Origin of the sequence: Pseudomonas sp. HLMP (assembly GCF_046365545.1) — a bacterium.
Taxonomy (GTDB): domain Bacteria; phylum Pseudomonadota; class Gammaproteobacteria; order Pseudomonadales; family Pseudomonadaceae; genus Aquipseudomonas; species Aquipseudomonas guariconensis_B.
The window spans coordinates 1,877,900-1,895,603 of the sequence record NZ_JBDLLR010000001.1; the positions used below are offsets into that span (position 1 = coordinate 1,877,900).

Here is a 17,704-nt window from a genome sequence, read left to right on the forward strand (position 1 = left end):
TCTTTTCTGACGGTTTTCCAGGGAATGTTTGTGTACGGATTTCCGAATGGATGGGTGTGAGCCGTTCGGGAATCCGAACGGGTTGGCGGTTGTGTGCAGGCCTGCCATTCGGGGCCGCTTCACGCTCCATCGCCGGCAAGCCGGCTCCCAGGTTCGGCACCGATCTCAAGAACGGCGCGACCACCCTGTGTGGAGTCGGTTTGCCGGTGATGGGCTGCAAAGCAGCTCTATTGGCAGAAGCAGGTCCAGGCCAGGCTCAGGCCGCACGCACGCGCGCACGGTTCGACTCGGCACGCTGCAGGTACTCGCGCAGCCCCTGCTGCTCGGCCTGGCTGGTGAACAGACCCAGCTTGGTACGGCGCCAGAGGATATCGTCGGCGCTGATCGCCCATTCCTCGCTGCACAGGTAATCCACCTCACGGCTGAACAGGCCGCCGCCGATGGCCTGACCGAGGTCCTCCGGACCCTGCACGCCTTCGAGCAGGCGCCAGGCTCGGCTGCCGTAGGTTTGCACCCAGCGCCTGGCAATATCCTCCGGCAACCAGCTGCAGCGGGCCAGCAGGCCGTCGACCAGGGCCTGGACGGTGGTCATGCGCTCGCCGCCGGGCAAGGGCGCGCTGGCGGTCCAGCTGTCGCGCATGTGGGTGAAGAACGGCCGTAGTTCCGCCATGGCCGACTCGGCCAGCTTGCGGTAGGTGGTCAGCTTGCCGCCGAACACCGACAGCAGCGGCGCCTGGCCCTCGGCGCTGGACAACGCCAGGGTATAGTCGCGGGTGACCGCCGAGGGGTTGTCCGATTCGTCGTTGCACAGCGGCCGTACCCCGGAATAGGTGTGCAGGATGTCGGCCCGCCCGAGCTGGTGGTTGAAGTGCTCGTTGACCACCTTCAGCAGGTAGTCGGTCTCCGCCTCGGTGATCGCCACCTCGGCCGGATCGCCGCTGTATTCGCGGTCGGTGGTGCCGATCAGGGTGAAGCGCTCCAGGTAGGGGATGGCGAAGACGATGCGCTGGTCTTCGTTCTGCAGGATATAGGCATGCTCGCCCTCGTACAGGCGCGGCACGATCAGGTGGCTGCCCTGGATCAGACGGATGCCGTAGGGCGCGTCGAGCCCCAGGTCGTCCTTGATGAAGCTGGCGACCCAGGGGCCGGCGGCGTTGACCAGGGCACGGGCACGGATGGTCTGCCGGCTGCCATCGGCGAGCGACAGCTCTACCTGCCACAGGCCATCGACCCGCTCGGCGCCCAGGCAACGGGTGCGAGTGCGGATGTGTGCGCCTTTCTCGCGGGCGGCCATGGCATTGAGCACCACCAGGCGGGCGTCGTCGACGGCGCAATCGGCGTATTCGAAACCGCGGGTGATGGCGGGCTTGAGCGGGTTGCCCGGGCCGAAGCGCAAGCTGCGCGAGGCGCCCAGGCGCTTGCGCTTGCCCAGGTGGTCGTAGAGGAACAGGCCGGCGCGGATCATCCAGGCCGGCCGCAGGTGCGGGCGGTGGGGCAACACGAAGCGCATCGGCTTGACGATGTGCGGCGCCTTGGCGAGCAGCACCTCGCGCTCGGCCAGCGCCTCGCGGACCAGGCGGAACTCGTAGTGCTCCAGGTAACGCAGGCCGCCGTGGATCAGCTTGCTGCTGGCCGACGAGGTGTGACTGGCGAGGTCGTCCTTTTCGCAGAGCAATACCTTCAGGCCGCGCCCGGCCGCGTCGGCGGCGATGCCCACGCCATTGATACCGCCGCCGATCACGGCGAGGTCGTAGCAATCGGCGAGGGGGAGCAAGGACGAAGCGGGCTGTGACACGGCAAGGCCTCCGGGAGTGCTGTTCATATCGAATGTGAACATTTATGTTCGTTTTCGAAAATACTAGCGCAATGAAACGCCTGTCGCCAGTTAGTCCTTATAGGAAAAGCTGATCAGATGACAAGAAAATGAACATTATCGAACATAAGGTTGGCGCTTTGCGGTGAGGCAGTTGCCGTTTGGGGGCTGCAAGGCAGCCCCAGCGCCCTTGAGAAGGAGCGCGAGTGGTCTGGACAGCAGCCCTGGGCTGCTCAGACCACTTCCAGGCGGATCTTGTGCTGGTTGAGTAGCTGGGTCAGGGCGGGAGAGGGCGCCTGGTCGGTCACCAGGCAGTCGACCAGCCTGATCGAGCCGAGGCGTACCATGGCGTTGCGGCCGAACTTGCTGGAGTCGGCGGCGAGGATCACCTGGCGGGCATTGGCGATGATCGCCTGGGATACCCGGACTTCCTGGTAGTCGAAGTCCAGCAGGCTGCCATCCTCGTCGATGCCGCTGATGCCGACCAGGGCGAAGTCGACCTTGAACTGATTGATGAAGTCGACGCTGGCCTGGCCGACCACACCGCCGTCGCGGCGTACGGTGCCGCCGGCCACCAGCACCTCGAAATCATCCTTGGCGCCGAGGATCGCGGCCACGTGCAAGTTGTTGGTGATGACCTTCAAGTGGTTGTGGTTGAGCAGGGCACGGGCGATGGATTCGGTGGTGGTGCCAATGTTGATGAACAAGGAGGCATGGTCGGGAATCTGCCGGGCCACGGTTTCGGCGATGCGCTGTTTCTCGTCGCGCATCTGGTCGGCGCGCATGGCGTAGGCGGTGTTCTCGATGCTCGAATCGTAGGCTGCGCCGCCATGGTAGCGGCGTAGCAGGTTGCCTTCGGCGAGCTGGTTGATGTCGCGGCGGATGGTTTGCGGGGTGACGACGAACAGCTGGGCCATTTCTTCGATACTGACGTAACCGCGCTCGCGCACCAGTTCGAGGATTTGTTGTTGGCGGGGAGGCAGATTCATGGGCGGTCCTTTTGGGCTGCCGGACAAATTCTGCAATGAAACCAAAAGGCAGCGGCAAGCGGCAAGCTACAAGCGACAAGAAAAGCCGAACACGCCAGCCGGTGTCCCTATGCTTGGCTTGCAGCTTGCAGCTTGCAGCTTGCAGCTTGCAGCTTGCAGCTTGCAGCTTGCAGCCTACGCCTCCCAATCGCGGGTACGATCCACCGCTTTCTTCCAGCCGGCGTAGAGCTTCTCCTTCTGCGCCTCGTCCAGCTGCGGGCTGAACTCGCGCTCAATGATCGCCTTGTCGCGCAACTCGTCCAGGCCGCTCCAGAAGCCGCAGGCCAGGCCGGCCAGGTAGGCGGCGCCGAGCGCCGTGGTCTCGCGCATCCTTGGCCGTTCGACGCAGGTGCCGAGGATGTCGGCCTGGAACTGCATGAGGAAGTTGTTGGCCACCGCGCCGCCGTCCACGCGCAGTTCGCTCAGGCGCTGGCCGCAGTCCTGCTGCATGGCGTCGAGCACGTCACGGGTCTGGTAGGCGATCGACTCCAGGGCCGCACGGATGATGTGATCGACCTTCACCCCACGGGTCAGGCCGAACAGTGCGCCACGGGCGTAGGGGTCCCAGTACGGTGCGCCAAGGCCGGTGAAGGCCGGCACCAGGTAGACGCCGTTGCTGTCCTTGACCTTGCTGGCGAAATATTCGGTGTCGAAGGCATCGTTGACGATCTTCAGTTCGTCGCGCAGCCATTGCACGGTGGAGCCGCCGTTGAATACCGCGCCTTCCAGGGCATAGGCCACCTCGCCGCGAGGGCCGCAGGCGATGGTGGTGAGCAGGCCATGGGAAGATTTCACCGCTTTGTCGCCGGTGTTCATCAGCAGGAAACAGCCGGTGCCATAGGTGTTCTTGGCCTGGCCGGGCTCCACGCACATCTGGCCGAACAGTGCCGATTGCTGGTCGCCAGCGATGCCGGCGATGGCGATGCCGCTCTTGGTATGGCCGTACACCTGCGAAGACGGACGTACCTCTGGCAGCATCTGCCGTGGAATGCCAAGGATCTCGAGGAGCTTCTCGTCCCACTGCAGGGTGTGGATGTTGAACATCAGGGTGCGCGAGGCATTGGTGTAGTCGGTGACATGCACCTTGCCGCCGGAGAATTTCCAGATCAGCCAGCTGTCGACGGTGCCGAACAGCAGCTCGCCCCGTTCGGCGCGGGCCCTGGCGCCGTCGACGTTGTCGAGGATCCACTTGAGCTTGGTGCCGGAGAAATACGGGTCGGTGACCAGGCCCGTGGTTTCGCGGATGTACGCCTCATGGCCGTCGCGCTTGAGCTGCTCGCAGATCTCGGTGCTGCGCCGGCATTGCCAGACGATGGCGTTGTACACCGGGCGGCCGGTTTCCTTGTCCCAGACCACGGTGGTCTCGCGCTGGTTGGTGATGCCCAGCGCGGCCACCTGGGCATGGCTGATGCCGGCCTGGGCCAGGGCTTCGACCATGGTCGCGCTCTGCGTGGCGAAGATTTCCATCGGGTCGTGCTCGACCCAGCCGGCCTGCGGATAATGCTGCACGAACTCGCGCTGGGAGGTACCGACCACGTTGGCGTCACGGTCGAAGATGATGGCCCGCGAACTGGTGGTGCCCTGGTCCAGGGCGATGATGTAGTTCTTGTCCTGGGTATCTGTCATGTCGGTGGCCTTGCACAAAATAGGAGTAGGTCAGGGCAGGCCGGGCCCGGGGCCCGGCGGCGTCAGGAAACCTGGGTGTCGCCCTGAGGATTATCGTCTGTTTGCCGGTTCGCGGCTTGTGCCATCGGCAGGTGGCGGGCGATCAGGCCGCGATACAAGGCGGCGCCCAGGCAGGCGCCGAGGATCGGAGCGAACAGCGGCACCAGGAAGTAGGGCACGTCGCGTCCGCCGGTGAAGGCGATCTCGCCCCAGCCGGCCAGGAAGGTCATCAGCTTGGGCCCGAAATCCCGCGCCGGGTTCATCGCAAAGCCGGTGAGCGGGCCCATGGCACTGCCGATCACGGCGATCAGCAGGCCGATGAGCAAGGGCGCCATGGCGCCGCGGGGCAGGCCGTTGTCGTCGTCGGTCAGGGCCATGATCACCGCCATGAGGATAGCGGTGATGACCAATTCGACCAGGAAGGCCTGGGCGATGGACAGCGCCGGATGCGGGTAGGTGGAGAACACCGAGGCGAGCTCCAGGCTGGCCTGGCTGCCACGGGCCATGGCGTGGGCTTGTTCGAAATCGAAGAACAGGTTGCTGTACAGGGTGTAGACCAGCGCGGCGGCGCAGAAGGCACCGCAGACCTGGGCGAGGACATAGAACGGCAGCTTGCGCTTGTCGAAGCCGGCGAACAGGCACAGGGCGATGCTCACGGCCGGGTTCAGGTGCGCGCCGGACACGCCGGCGGTGAGGTAGATCGCCATGCTCACGCCGATCCCCCAGATGATGCTGATTTCCCACAGGCCGAAGCTGGCGCCGGCGACCTTGAGCGCGGCGACGCAGCCTGTGCCGAAGAAGATGAGCAGAGCGGTGCCGAGGAACTCGGCCGTGCACTGGCCGGAAAGCGTCGGTTGTCTTGCAGCAGTCGTCATGTATGACCTCGGTTCTTGTTGTTGTGAGGCGCTGGGCGCTCGACAGCAAAGCCCGGTGTCTATCCCCATTGACCCCGGGCGGACGTAAGAAAATGCACCTTAAAAGTGCATCGAATATTCGCAAACGAAAAAATATAGACAAGAAACGCTGATGTCAAAGGTCGAAAGTGAACGGTCGGCCACAATCTGACTGGTTGCATTCACTGCGAACTCGGAGGTCGTGAGGCATGTCAGCCATGTGCTGGCTGGCCTGTAGGATTTGCCCTAAAGTAGCCGCCGACCTGTCATCGACTGGAGCCGTACATGACCCCCGCCCTCGACCTGCTGAAGAAGGCACGTGCCGAACACCGTGTGCACAGCTACGAACATGATCCCAAGTCTGCGTCCTATGGCCTGGAGGCGGCGGAAAAGCTCGGGCTCGATCCCCAGAGGGTGTTCAAGACGCTGCTGGCCTGCAGCGAGAAGGGCGAGTTGCTGGTGGCGGTGGTGCCGGTGGGCGGCACCCTCGACCTGAAGGCGCTGGCCCAGGCGGCGGGCGTGAAGAAATGCGAGATGGCCGATCCAGCTGCAGCGCAGCGCGCCACGGGGTACCTGGTGGGCGGGATCAGCCCGCTGGGGCAGAAGAAGCGCTTGCGCACCTTCATCGACGAATCGGCGCAACAGTTCGAAACCATCCATGTGAGCGCTGGACGACGCGGGTTGGAGGTGGAGCTGGCGGCGGCGGTGCTGGCTACGCATACCCAGGCGACGTTCGCCGGGATTGGGCGGGGCTGAGTTTTTGCCGTTGCGAAGCTTGAGCTGGCCCTTTCGCGAGCAAGCCCAAGCTCCGCTGAAACTCAGGTCGCCGAACTGTAGCGTCGTACCCCGTTCTCCGGGCGTGGCAACTGCGCCGCGACGCTGCCTGGTGCCGGGAACAGCACCAGGTGGTCGGCAGACACGGCAATGCCGACATCCTCGCCGACCTGATGATCGACATGGCTCGGGAAGATCGCCTCCAGCTGGCTGCCGGTGGGCAACAGCAGGCGATACAGGGTAGAGGCGCCGAGGAAGCTCTTGCCGATGATGTTCGCCCGCAGGTCGCTGTCCGGTGCGTAGACGATGTCGTCCGGGCGCAACAGCACATCCACCGAACTGCCTGGCGCCATGATGTAGGCACGGTTGCCGCGCAGCTCGCCCAGCTCGGTATTGACCGCCTCGTGGCTGCTCATCTGCCCGCGGATGAAATAGCCCTGGCCGATGAAGCTGGCCACGAAGGGCGTCTGCGGTTCGTGGTAGAGGTTGTAGGGCGTGTCCCACTGCTCCAGGCGTCCTTCCCTGAAGACGCCCACATGGTCGCTGACGGCGAAGGCTTCTTCCTGGTCATGGGTCACCAGGATGGCACTGGTCCCGCGGCTCTTGAGAATGTCGCGGACCTCATGGCTCAGGCGCCGGCGCAGTTCCACGTCGAGGTTGGAGAAGGGTTCGTCGAGCAGCAGCAGTTGTGGTTCCGGAGCCAGGGCCCGGGCCAGGGCCACGCGCTGTTGCTGGCCGCCGGACAACTCATGAGGATAGCGTCCCCCCAGCTTGCCGAGCTTGACCAGCTCGAGCATCTCCTCGACCACCTCGCCCTGGCGTGGATGCTTGCCCAACCCGAAGGCGATGTTCTGCGCCACGGTCAGGTGCGGGAACAGGGCGTAGTCCTGGAATACCATGCCGATCCGGCGTTTTTCCGGCGCGAGGGTGAAGCCGGCGCGGGAAATGACCTCGCCGGCCAGCTGGATCTCGCCTTCGTGCACCGGCTCGAAGCCGGCGATGGCGCGCAGGGTGGTGGTCTTGCCGCAGCCCGAGGAGCCCAGCAGGCAACCGATGTCGCCTGCGTTCAGGTGCAGGTTGAGGTTCTGGACGATGCGCTGGTCGCCGTAGCCGCAGGCGAGGTTGCGCAGGTTGAGCAATAGGGGTTGACTCATGCGTGGTGGTAAGCCGGTTCTACAAGGAATTCCAGAAGGGCCTTCTGCGCATGCAGGCGGTTCTCGGCCTGGTCCCAGGCGACCGAGCGTGGGTCGTCGAGCAGGTCCAGGCTGATTTCCTCGCCACGGTGGGCGGGCAGGCAGTGCATGAACAGGGCGTCGGGTGCCGCCAGGTCGAGCAGTTCGCGGTTGACCTGGTAAGGCGCGAAATGCGCCAGGCGCCGTGCAGTTTCCTCCTCCTGGCCCATGGAAGTCCAGACATCCGTGCTCACCAGGTGAGCGCCGCGCACCGCTTCCTTCGGGTCGCGCATGACTTGCACGCGATCGCCGGCCTGGGCGAGGAAGCGCGGATCGGGCTCATAGCCCTCCGGGCAGGCCACGCGCAGTTGGAAGTCGAACTGGATCGCCGCTTCGACATAGGTGTTGCACATGTTGTTGCCATCGCCGATCCAGGCCACGGTCTTGCCCTGGATCGAGCCACGGTGTTCGAGGAAGGTCTGCATGTCGGCCAGCAGCTGGCAAGGGTGCAGGTCGTCGGACAGGCCATTGATCACCGGGACGCGCGAGTGAGCGGCGAACTCGGTCAGGGTACCGTGGGCGAAGGTACGGATCATCACCGCATCGAGCATGCGCGACATGACGATGGCGCTGTCGCCGATCGGCTCGCCGCGGCCCAGCTGGGTGTCGCGGGGCGACAGGAAGATGGCCTGGCCGCCGAGCTGGATCATGCCGGCTTCGAACGACAGGCGGGTGCGCGTGGAGGACTTCTCGAAGATCATCCCCAGCACGCGGTTCTTCAGCGGCTCGAACAACACGCCGCGGTTACGCAGGTCCTTCAGCTCGATGCCTCGACGGATCACGCCGAGCAATTCGTCAGCAGTGAAATCCATCAGGGAGAGAAAGTGCCTAGCGCTCATGATTGACTACCTTATCTGCAACGGTTTGCAGGTCGACCGTATGGGTTTTCTTGACAACGGGAGTGACCTGCGGCGTAAGCCGCACGGGGCGGACGGAATAGGGAAAGGCGCAATACTATAATTAAATGTCGCCTCAAACCAAGGGGGGGAACGGTCGCTCTGTTGCAAAGGATGTCGTAACCCGTTGTGCAGCGACTGTTTTTTATTTTCTACAGGTTTTGTACACGGCTTGCAGGCCGCTTGGCAAACCTTGCGTCGCCAATCGTGCCGCCTGATGTCGCGGGATTCATGCGGCGAACCTCGCTGGTCGGCGCTGCGGGGCGAGCGCATAGTCGCAGTTCCACAACGTCACGGCGGAGGCGGCCATGAGCACGACCTTGCATCACCGAGCCTGTCACCTGTGCGAGGCCATTTGTGGCCTGAACATCGAACTGGCCCACGAAGCCGATGGGCGGGTACGCATCGCCTCGATCAAGGGCGACCCGCACGACCCGTTCAGCCGTGGCCATATCTGCCCCAAGGCCGTGGCCCTGCAGGACATCCAGGACGACCCCGACCGCTTGCGCCAACCCCACCGGCGGGTCGGCGGGGGCTGGCAGCCGATCGCCTGGGACGAGGCCTTCGCCCTGGCCGCCGACAGGCTGTGGAGTATCCAGCAGGCCCATGGGCGCAATGCCGTTGCGGTGTACCAGGGCAATCCCAGCGTGCACAACTACGGGCTGATGACCCACAGCAACTACTTTCTCGGCCTACTCAAGACCCGCAACCGTTTTTCCGCCACCTCGGTGGACCAATTGCCCCACCATCTGGCCAGCTACCTGATGTACGGCCATGGCCTGCTGTTGCCGGTGCCGGATATCGACCACACCGATTTCATGCTGATCCTCGGCGGCAACCCGCTGGCTTCCAATGGCAGCATCATGACCGTGCCGGATGTGGAGAAGCGCCTGAAGGCCCTGCGTGCGCGGGGTGGTCGGCTGGTGGTGGTGGATCCTCGGCGCAGCGAGACAGCGGCGATGGCCGACCGTCACCTGTTCATTCGCCCCGGTGGCGACGCTGCGCTGCTGGCGGCGATGCTCAACACCCTGTTCGCCGAGGGCCTGGCCCAGGGCTCGCACCTGCCAGTGAACGGGCTCGAGCAGGTACGCGAGGCGATTATGCCGTTCAGCGCCGAGGCGATGAGCGGGCTGTGCGGTATCGCGGCGGCCGATATCCGCCAACTGGCAGAGGATTTCGCGGCGGCCGAGCGGGCGGTGTGCTATGGGCGCATGGGCGTTTCCACCCAGGCCTTCGGGACCCTCTGCCAGTGGCTGGTGCAATTGATCAACCTGGTCAGCGGCAATCTCGACCGCGAGGGTGGGGCGCTGTGCACCGAGCCTGCGGTCGACCTGGTGGGCAGTACCTCGGGCGGGCATTTCAACCAGTGGCAGAGCCGGGTCTCGGGCCTGCCGGAATATGGTGGCGAGCTGCCGGTGGCTGCCTTGGCCGAGGAAATCCTGGCGCCCGGCGAGGGGCAGGTGCGGGCGCTGGTGACCGTGGCCGGCAATCCGGTGTTATCCACGCCCAATGGCCGGCAGTTGGACGAGGCCTTGGCGGGGCTCGACTTCATGCTCAGCATCGACCTGTACATCAACGAGACGACCCGTCACGCCGACCTGATCCTGCCTTCTACCTCGGCGCTGGAAAACGACCACTACGACACCACCTTCAACCTGCTGGCGGTGCGCAATGTCACGCGCTTCAACCGGGCGATCCTGCCCAGGCCGGAGGGCGCGTTGCACGACTGGGAGATCTTCGTCGGCCTGGCCAGGGCCTACGCCGAGCGTGCCGGGCTGGCACTCAAGCCGACCCTGGCACCGGCGCAGATGATCGACCTGGCCCTGCGCCAGGGCCGCCATGGCGACGATTCACCCTGGCGGTTGTCGCTGCAGACCCTGGATCGCCATCCCCACGGCCTGGACCTGGGGCCGTTGCGGCCGAACCTGGCCGGGCGCCTGCGCACCGCCAGCCAGGCCATCGAGGCGGCGCCTGCGGCCTTGCTGGACGACCTGCAACGCCTGGCTCGGCAGAGGCCGCCTGCACCGGATCAACTGCTGCTGATCGGTCGCCGGCATGTGCGCAGCAACAATTCCTGGATGCATAATTTCCATCGGCTGGTGAAAGGCAAGCCACGCCATCAGTTGCTGATGCATCCGCAGGACCTGCAGGCGCGCGGGCTGGCGGATGGCCAATGGGTGCGGATCCGCTCGCGTACAGGTGAGCTGGAAGTGCAGGTCCAGGCCAGCGAGGAGATGATGCCGGGCGTGGTCAGCCTGCCTCATGGCTACGGGCACGGGCGCCAGGGCGCGCAATTGCGCATCGCCAGCAGCCAGCCCGGGGTCAGCGCCAATGACCTCACCGACGAGCACCTGCTCGATGCTGTATCGGGCAATGCCGTGCTCAATGGCGTCCCTGTGCATGTGGAGGCCGCCTGAAGGCCGGCAGGGCCGAGCATGCTGCTCGGCTTTCCGTTACAATGCGTCACCGTGCCGACGACCGCGTCGGAAAGTTCAGCCGAGGTGCTCCATGGATATCATCGAAACAATCAAAGAGCAGATTGCCAACAACACCATTCTGCTTTACATGAAAGGCTCGCCGAATGCCCCACAGTGTGGCTTCTCGGCGCGTGCCGCGCAGGCCGTGATGGGTTGTGGCGAGAAGTTCGCCTACGTCGACATCCTGCAGAACCCGGAAATCCGCGCCAACCTGCCCAAGTACGCCAACTGGCCGACCTTCCCGCAACTGTGGGTCGGCGGTGAGCTGGTCGGCGGCAGCGACATCATGCTCGAGATGTTCGAGAAGGGTGAGCTGCAGACCCTGATCAAGGAAGCTGCCGCCAAGGCCAAGGCTTCCGAGGCCTGAATCGGCCATCGTCTGGGAGGCCGCTGACGTATTCACGGCCGGTCTTTCAGCCGCCATTCTGGGGCCGCTTCGCGGCCCATCGCCGGTTTGCCGGCGATAGGCTGCAAGCAGCCTCAATGCCGCTTGACTGGCTGGCAATATGAATCAAGGCCGCTCCACAGGCATGGCGCTATTCTTCATAAGCGCTGTGCGTGTGGAAGCGGCCTTGTGTCGTGAAAGGACTGCGAGGCAGCCCTGACCATTGCTTGCCTTATTCTTCGCCCATCTGCGACTGCAGGTAGTTCTCGATACCGATCTTGTCGATCAGGCCCAGCTGGGTTTCCAGCCAGTCGATATGTTCTTCCTCGGATTCGAGGATGTCTTCCAGCAGCTCGCGCGAACCGAAGTCGCCGGCAGTCTCGCAGTGGGCGATGGCGGCCTTGAGGTCGACCAGGCCTTTCTGCTCGATCTTCAGGTCGCATTCGAGCATTTCCTTGGTGTGCTCGCCGATCAGCAGCTTGCCCAAGTCCTGCACGTTGGGGATGCCTTCGAGGAAGAGGATACGCTTGATCAGTTTGTCAGCGTGCTTCATCTCGTCGATGGATTCCTTGTACTCGTGCTTGCCGAGCTTGTTCAGGCCCCAATCTTCGTACATGCGCGCGTGCAGGAAGTACTGGTTGATCGCGACCAGCTCGTTTCCGAGGATCTTGTTGAGATGCTGGATGACGCTTACGTCGCCTTTCATGTCGGGTTCCTGCCCTGTAGAAGTGTGCCAATACAAGGAAGTTTGAGCCCGATAACTTCTTCTGTCAAACCTAAGTTATTGAATAATAAGTGAAATTTAATAGGAATAAGAATGTTTGTGAACCGCGTTATGGTGCTAACTTATTGAATTTCAGACATAAAAAAACCGGACACAAGGTCCGGTTCTTCGAATTCGTTGTCTAGGCCACGTTGAATTCAACGGGGTAGGGCAGGGCGGCTTGCTGGCTGACCTGCAGGTCGGTCAGGGTTTCGCGGACCACCTGCTTGGCCAGGCAGGCGCATTTGCCGCATTGGCTGCCGACATTGGTGGCGGCTCGGACTTCCTTGTAGCTGCAGCATCCTTCATAGATCGCATCGCGGATCTGTCCGTCGGTGACGCCGACACAAAGACACACATACATAAGGTCAGACCATAGCTGGTTGATTTGATGGCTTGGAGATTAATGGTAATGAGAATGCTTGTCAAAGCGCATTCTCGCCCGGTGCGCATTCGCGCGACCGGCGGTTGGCATTCGGCCTGTCACGCGAAGCCGTGTATGATGGGCGGCCTTTGTCGGATGCCGGGCGGGTCTACCCGTCCGGGCCACGGTTTTTCACCATCATCAGGAGATAACGAATGAGCGTGCTCGTTGGTAAACAAGCCCCGGATTTCACCGTTCCAGCCGTGCTGGGCAACGGCGAGATCGTCGACAGCTTCAACCTGGCTTCGGCCATCAAGGGCAAGTACGGCCTGGTGTTCTTCTACCCGCTGGACTTCACCTTCGTCTGCCCGTCCGAGCTGATCGCCCTGGACAACCGCATTCCTGACTTCCAGGCGCGCGGTGTGGAAGTGATCGGCGTGTCGATCGACTCGCACTTCACTCACAACGCCTGGCGTAACACCCCGGTCGACAAGGGCGGTATCGGCCAGGTCAAGTACACCCTGGCGGCCGATATCTCTCATGAGATCTGCAAGGCCTATGACGTCGAGTCCGAGGGCGGCGTTGCCTTCCGTGGCGCCTTCCTGATCGACAAGAACGGTGTCGTTCGCTCGCAGATCATCAACGACCTGCCGCTGGGCCGTAACATGGACGAACTGCTGCGCCTGGTCGACGCCCTGCAATTCCACGAAGAGCACGGCGAAGTCTGCCCGGCCAACTGGAAGAAAGGCGACAAGGGCATGACCGCTTCGCCGGAAGGCGTCGCTGCCTACCTGAGCGAGAACGCCGGCAAGCTGTAATCGCCCGCGAAAAAAACCGGCCTTCGTGGCCAATGTCAGTCAGTTAAGCGGCGCTTTGTCATTTTTGGGGCTACCTTGCAGCCCATCGCCGGCAAGCCGGCTCCCACAGGGACCGCGGCGACCACACATGATGCGGTTTGCACGGACAGTGTGGGAGCCGGCTTGCCGGCGATGGGGCGCGAAGCGGCCCCAAATGACAACTGAAAGTCTTAACTGACTGGCATTGGCCTTCGTGGCCGGTTTTTTTTCGCTTGGGGTTTCGAGAAAAAGCTGTTCGTGCCCGACTCTCGCTTGCCGCTCAGTCGTTGAAGTCCCGCCAGCCGCCCATTTCCTTCCAGCGATTGACGATGCCGCAGAACAGCTCGGCAGTCTTCTCCGTGTCGTAGCGTGCCGAGTGGGCCTCGCGGCCGTCGAAGTCGATGTCGGCGCTCTGGCAGGCTCGCGCCAGGACGGTCTGGCCGTAGGCAAGGCCCGCCAGGGTGGCGGTGTCGAAGCTCGAGAAGGGGTGGAACGGGTTGCGCTTGAGGTCGTTGCGCGTCACCGCGGCATTGAGGAAGCCCAGGTCGAAGCTGCTGTTGTGGCCGACCAGGATCGCCCGCTTGCAGCCATTGGCCTTCAATGCCTTGCGCACCCCGCGGAAGATGTCGGTGAGCGCGGTTTCCTCGCTCACCGCCATGCGCAGCGGGTGATCCAGCTTGATACCGGTGAACTCCAGGGCCGCCGGCTCGATGTTGGCGCCTTCGAACGGCTCGACGCGGTAGAAGTAGGTGTGCTCCGGGAACAGGAAACCCTTCTCGTCCATGCCGATGGTGACCGCGGCGATCTCCAGCAACGCATCGGTGGCGCAGTTGAAGCCACCGGTCTCGACGTCGACCACCACCGGCAGGTAGCCGCGAAAACGCTCGGCCATCGGATGGCGCGAACCACCGCCTTGACCTTCCTGGTCATCATCAAAGAGAACTTCGCTCACGCCTTGCCCTCCAGCAGGCGCCAGCGCAGTTTTTCACCGGCGCGCAGCGGGACCACGGTGTTGTCGCCGAACGGCAGGCTGTCCGGGGCGGCCCACTCTTCGCGGACCAGGGTAATGGTGTCGGTGTTGGCCGGCAGGCCATAGAAGGCCGGGCCGTGCAGGCTGGCGAAGCCTTCCAGCTTGTCCAGTGCGTTGCGTTGCTCGAATGCCTCGGCATACAGCTCGATGGCCGCATAGGCGGTGTAGCAGCCGGCGCAGCCACAGGCGGCTTCCTTGGCATGGCGGGCATGCGGCGCCGAGTCGGTGCCGAGGAAGAACTTGGGGTTGCCGCTGGTGGCCGCGTCCAGCAGCGCCACCTGGTGGGTGTTGCGCTTGAGGATCGGCAGGCAATAGAAGTGCGGGCGGATACCGCCCACCAGCATGTGGTTACGGTTGTACAGCAGGTGCTGGGGGGTGATGGTCGCGCCGACGTTGGCGGGCGCCTCGGTGACGAATTGCGCGGCATCGGCAGTGGTGATGTGCTCGAACACCACCTTCAGCGTGGGGAAGCGCTCGACCACACGCCGCATATGCTCGTCGATGAAGCGCTTCTCGCGATCGAACACGTCGATTTCCGCGCGCGTCACCTCACCGTGCACCAGCAGCGGCATACCGGCCTCGGCCAGGGCCTCGAGGGCTGGGAAGATATTGTCGATGCTGGTCACGCCCGAATCGGAGTTGGTCGTGGCGCCGGCCGGGTACAGCTTGGCGGCGTACACGAAACCGCTGGCCTTGGCCGCGCGGATATCCTCGGGGCTGGTGCGGTCGGTGAGGTACAGCACCATCAGCGGCTCGAAGCGGCTGCCGGCAGGCCGCGCGGCGAGGATACGCTCACGGTAGGCACCGGCTTCGGCGGCATCGCGCACCGGCGGAACGAGATTGGGCATGACGATGGCGCGGGCGAAGGTGCGCGCCACATCGCCGACGGTATGGGGGAGGACGGCACCATCGCGCAGATGGATGTGCCAGTCGTCGGGGCGCAGGAGGGTCAGGCGATCGGACATTGGGGATTCCAGGCGGTTCGAACTCAAGGACGAATGCTACCGGAAAACCCCGGGGCGAGCACGGCTATCAAGTTTTCCGGGCGGCGTCCGATAGCCTGCTGGTAAGCCGCCAGAATCTGTGGAGCCGCCTGTGCACCAGCGTTACCTAGCCCTGTTCACCCTGCTTGCCAGCCTGCCGGCTGGGGCACTGACCTTCCAGACGCGCGTGGAGAACATCGCCTGGACAGTCGAGGGCGATCAGTTCGAATGCCGGCTGGTCCAGCCGATCGACGGTTTCGGCAGTGGCGAGTTCGTGCGGCGAGCCGGTGAACAGGCGGTTTTCCAACTGCGCTCGCACAGCAACGTCCTGGGCGCAGGCTCGGCGACCTTGCTGGCCGCCGCGGCGCCCTGGCAGCCCGGGCGGGGCGACATCAACCTCGGCGCGGTACGACTGGGGCGCAGCGGGGTGCTCTTGAGCTCCTCCCAGGGCCAGGCCAGCCGTTTGATCAATGGCCTGCTCGATGGGCGCAGCACGGTGGTGCGCAACTACACCGGCGAAGGTGGCAGGCCCATGGAAGTGCGCGTGCTGCCGGTGAGTTTCGCCAAGGCCTACAGCGACTACCAGCTGTGCGTGGGCAAGCTGTTGCCGATGAACTTCGACCAGATCCGCCAGACCCAGGTAGGCTTCCCCAGCGCGGGCATCGACCTGGACAGCGCGGCCCGCGCCCGCTTGGACGTGATCCTCGACTACCTCAAGGCCGACCCGTCGGTGAACCACATCGAGCTCGACGGTCACTCCGACAACAGCGGCAATCGCCTGACCAACCGTGACACCTCGCGGCGCAGGGCCCTGGCGGTCGCCGACTACCTCAAGGCCCACGGCGTGCCCGAAGAGCAGATCAGCGTGCGCTTCCATGGCGAGCGCTACCCGCTGGTGAAGAACAACAGCGCCGCCAACCGTGCGCGCAACCGCCGGGTCAACATCACCCTCGATCGTGTCACGCCGGTCGAGCAGCCCCAGCAAAAGCCTGCTGCGCAGCCACCTGCGGCGCCGGCAGCCAACGCACCGGCCCCTGCTACCGCCGTACCACCGGCCGGCAAGGCGTCCTGAGTGCGACCGGTGGTCGCGCTCTCGACAGTTCTTGTCGCTTTGTCGTCACAAGCTGTCGCCCCACTGTAAATTTTTCGGCAGGGCCGGTAGAATCGACGGCTTTCCGTACAACCCCGTGGAGTGATGGCATGGCGGACGTAAAAAAGGTCGTACTGGCGTATTCCGGCGGCCTTGATACTTCGGTGATTCTCAAGTGGCTGCAGGATACCTACAACTGCGAAGTGGTGACCTTCACCGCTGACCTGGGGCAGGGCGAGGAGGTCGAGCCGGCCCGCGCCAAGGCACAGGCCCTGGGCGTGAAAGAAATCTACATCGACGACCTGCGCGAAGAGTTCGTGCGCGATTTCGTCTTCCCGATGTTCCGCGCCAACACCGTCTATGAAGGCGAGTACCTGCTGGGTACTTCCATCGCCCGTCCGCTGATCGCCAAGCGCCTGATCGAGATCGCCAACGAAACTGGCGCCGACGCCATTTCCCATGGCGCCACCGGCAAGGGCAACGACCAGGTGCGCTTCGAGCTGGGCGCCTATGCGCTCAAGCCAGGCGTCAAGGTCATCGCGCCATGGCGCGAATGGGACCTGCTGTCCCGCGAGAAGCTGATGGACTACGCCGAGAAGCACGGCATCCCGATCGAGCGCCACGGCAAGAAGAAGTCGCCGTACTCGATGGACGCCAACCTGCTGCACATCTCCTACGAGGGCGGTGTCCTGGAAGATACCTGGACCGAGCACGAGGAAGACATGTGGCGCTGGAGCGTCTCCCCGGAGAACGCCCCCGACAAGCCGACCTACATCGAGCTCACCTACCGCAACGGTGACATCGTCGCCATCGACGGCGTCGAGATGACCCCGGCCACCGTGCTGGCCACCCTCAACCGCATCGGCGGCGAGAACGGCATCGGTCGCCTGGACATCGTCGAGAACCGCTATGTCGGCATGAAGTCCCGCGGCTGCTACGAAACCCCCGGCGGCACCATCATGCTCAAGGCCCACCGTGCCATCGAGTCGATCACCCTGGACCGCGAAGTCGCTCACCTGAAGGATGAGCTGATGCCCAAGTACGCCAGCCTGATCTACACCGGCTACTGGTGGAGCCCGGAGCGCCTGATGCTGCAGCAGATGATCGACGCCTCCCAGGTCAACGTGAATGGCGTGGTGCGCCTGAAGCTGTACAAGGGTAACGTCGTCGTCGTCGGCCGCAAGTCGGACGACTCGCTGTTCGATGCCAACATCGCGACCTTCGAGGAAGACGGTGGCGCCTACAACCAGGCCGATGCCGCTGGCTTCATCAAGCTCAATGCACTGCGCATGCGCATTGCCGCCAACAAGGGCCGTTCGCTGCTCTGATCGGCATGTAGGGCAGACAGACCCTCGGCCTTGTGCCGTAATGCTGCTCACTTAAGTCGGATATGACATCGATTGGGGCTGCCTTGCAGCCCTTCGCGGGCGAGCCCGCTCCCACAGGAGCGTGCATTCCTTGAGGTTTGCAGCGTA

At 63.8% G+C, this 17,704-nt stretch carries 16 protein-coding genes; 6 read left to right on the top strand and 10 right to left on the bottom strand.

All coding sequences use genetic code 11. The features are described from left to right. Nucleotides 1–256: 256 nt before the first annotated feature. The 4 genes from glpD to ABFA30_RS08840 form a co-directional block, all read right to left on the bottom strand. Nucleotides 257–1,795, bottom strand: coding sequence for a glycerol-3-phosphate dehydrogenase (glpD, locus tag ABFA30_RS08825; RefSeq protein WP_253091429.1), 1,539 nt, complete (start codon nt 1,793–1,795; stop codon nt 257–259). A gap of 251 nt (nt 1,796–2,046) precedes the next feature. Next, complete coding sequence (gene glpR / locus ABFA30_RS08830) at nt 2,047–2,802, bottom strand: DNA-binding transcriptional repressor GlpR (protein WP_410045350.1); 756 nt, start codon at nt 2,800–2,802, stop codon at nt 2,047–2,049. 174 nt (nt 2,803–2,976) lie between these two features. Further along, nucleotides 2,977–4,467: a glycerol kinase GlpK gene (glpK, locus tag ABFA30_RS08835; protein WP_225788119.1), complete on the bottom strand. Its 1,491-nt coding sequence runs from the start codon at nt 4,465–4,467 to the stop codon at nt 2,977–2,979. Between the two features lie 62 nt (nt 4,468–4,529). Next, nucleotides 4,530–5,381: an MIP/aquaporin family protein gene (locus tag ABFA30_RS08840; protein ID WP_225788120.1), complete on the bottom strand. Its 852-nt coding sequence runs from the start codon at nt 5,379–5,381 to the stop codon at nt 4,530–4,532. A 303-nt stretch (nt 5,382–5,684) separates the two neighbouring features. On the opposite strand from ABFA30_RS08840, the gene ybaK reads away from it, so the two are divergent. After that, nucleotides 5,685–6,155, top strand: a complete 471-nt coding sequence (ybaK, locus tag ABFA30_RS08845) for a Cys-tRNA(Pro) deacylase (protein WP_225788121.1) — start codon at nt 5,685–5,687, stop codon at nt 6,153–6,155. Between the two features lie 62 nt (nt 6,156–6,217). Here the strand turns inward: ybaK and ABFA30_RS08850 are convergent, their stop codons facing one another. Further along, nucleotides 6,218–7,327: an ABC transporter ATP-binding protein gene (locus ABFA30_RS08850; protein WP_225788122.1), complete on the bottom strand. Its 1,110-nt coding sequence runs from the start codon at nt 7,325–7,327 to the stop codon at nt 6,218–6,220. Further along, nucleotides 7,324–8,244: an ornithine carbamoyltransferase gene (gene argF, locus ABFA30_RS08855; RefSeq protein WP_225788123.1), complete on the bottom strand. Its 921-nt coding sequence runs from the start codon at nt 8,242–8,244 to the stop codon at nt 7,324–7,326. The genes ABFA30_RS08850 and argF overlap by 4 nt, the downstream gene beginning before the upstream one ends. A gap of 365 nt (nt 8,245–8,609) precedes the next feature. On the opposite strand from argF, the gene ABFA30_RS08860 reads away from it, so the two are divergent. Continuing rightward, nucleotides 8,610–10,718 (top strand): molybdopterin oxidoreductase family protein, encoded by a 2,109-nt coding sequence (locus ABFA30_RS08860; RefSeq protein ID WP_225788124.1) that lies wholly within the window; start codon nt 8,610–8,612, stop codon nt 10,716–10,718. Between the two features lie 91 nt (nt 10,719–10,809). Next, nucleotides 10,810–11,145, top strand: a complete 336-nt coding sequence (gene grxD, locus ABFA30_RS08865; RefSeq protein WP_043206518.1) for a Grx4 family monothiol glutaredoxin — start codon at nt 10,810–10,812, stop codon at nt 11,143–11,145. Between the two features lie 250 nt (nt 11,146–11,395). On the opposite strand, the gene bfr is transcribed toward grxD, so the two are convergent. Together bfr and ABFA30_RS08875 are read right to left on the bottom strand one after the other, a co-directional pair. Continuing rightward, nucleotides 11,396–11,869 (bottom strand): bacterioferritin, encoded by a 474-nt coding sequence (bfr, locus tag ABFA30_RS08870; protein WP_225788125.1) that lies wholly within the window; start codon nt 11,867–11,869, stop codon nt 11,396–11,398. 199 nt (nt 11,870–12,068) lie between these two features. Continuing rightward, nucleotides 12,069–12,290, bottom strand: a complete 222-nt coding sequence (locus ABFA30_RS08875) for a bacterioferritin-associated ferredoxin (RefSeq protein ID WP_225788126.1) — start codon at nt 12,288–12,290, stop codon at nt 12,069–12,071. 215 nt (nt 12,291–12,505) lie between these two features. Here ABFA30_RS08875 and ABFA30_RS08880 point away from each other — a divergent pair, with 215 nt between their 5' ends. Beyond that, the gene (locus tag ABFA30_RS08880) at nt 12,506–13,108 is read left to right on the top strand and encodes a peroxiredoxin (protein WP_225788127.1); all 603 of its coding nucleotides are present in this window, start codon (nt 12,506–12,508) and stop codon (nt 13,106–13,108) included. A 298-nt stretch (nt 13,109–13,406) separates the two neighbouring features. Here ABFA30_RS08880 and rnt read toward each other — a convergent pair whose 3' ends face one another. Together rnt and pyrC are read right to left on the bottom strand one after the other, a co-directional pair. Continuing rightward, on the bottom strand, nt 13,407–14,078 hold the full coding sequence (rnt, locus tag ABFA30_RS08885) for a ribonuclease T (RefSeq protein WP_225788128.1): 672 nt from the start codon (nt 14,076–14,078) through the stop codon (nt 13,407–13,409). After that, nucleotides 14,075–15,121, bottom strand: coding sequence for a dihydroorotase (gene pyrC, locus ABFA30_RS08890; protein ID WP_225788129.1), 1,047 nt, complete (start codon nt 15,119–15,121; stop codon nt 14,075–14,077). The genes rnt and pyrC overlap by 4 nt, the downstream gene beginning before the upstream one ends. A gap of 130 nt (nt 15,122–15,251) precedes the next feature. On the opposite strand from pyrC, the gene ABFA30_RS08895 reads away from it, so the two are divergent. Together ABFA30_RS08895 and ABFA30_RS08900 are read left to right on the top strand one after the other, a co-directional pair. After that, nucleotides 15,252–16,211 carry a flagellar protein MotY gene (locus ABFA30_RS08895; protein ID WP_253081798.1) on the top strand — a complete coding sequence of 320 codons (960 nt, stop codon included), beginning with the start codon at nt 15,252–15,254 and terminating at the stop codon, nt 16,209–16,211. Between the two features lie 128 nt (nt 16,212–16,339). After that, nucleotides 16,340–17,557, top strand: coding sequence for an argininosuccinate synthase (locus ABFA30_RS08900; RefSeq protein WP_225788131.1), 1,218 nt, complete (start codon nt 16,340–16,342; stop codon nt 17,555–17,557). The last annotated feature ends 147 nt before the right edge of the window (nt 17,558–17,704 follow it).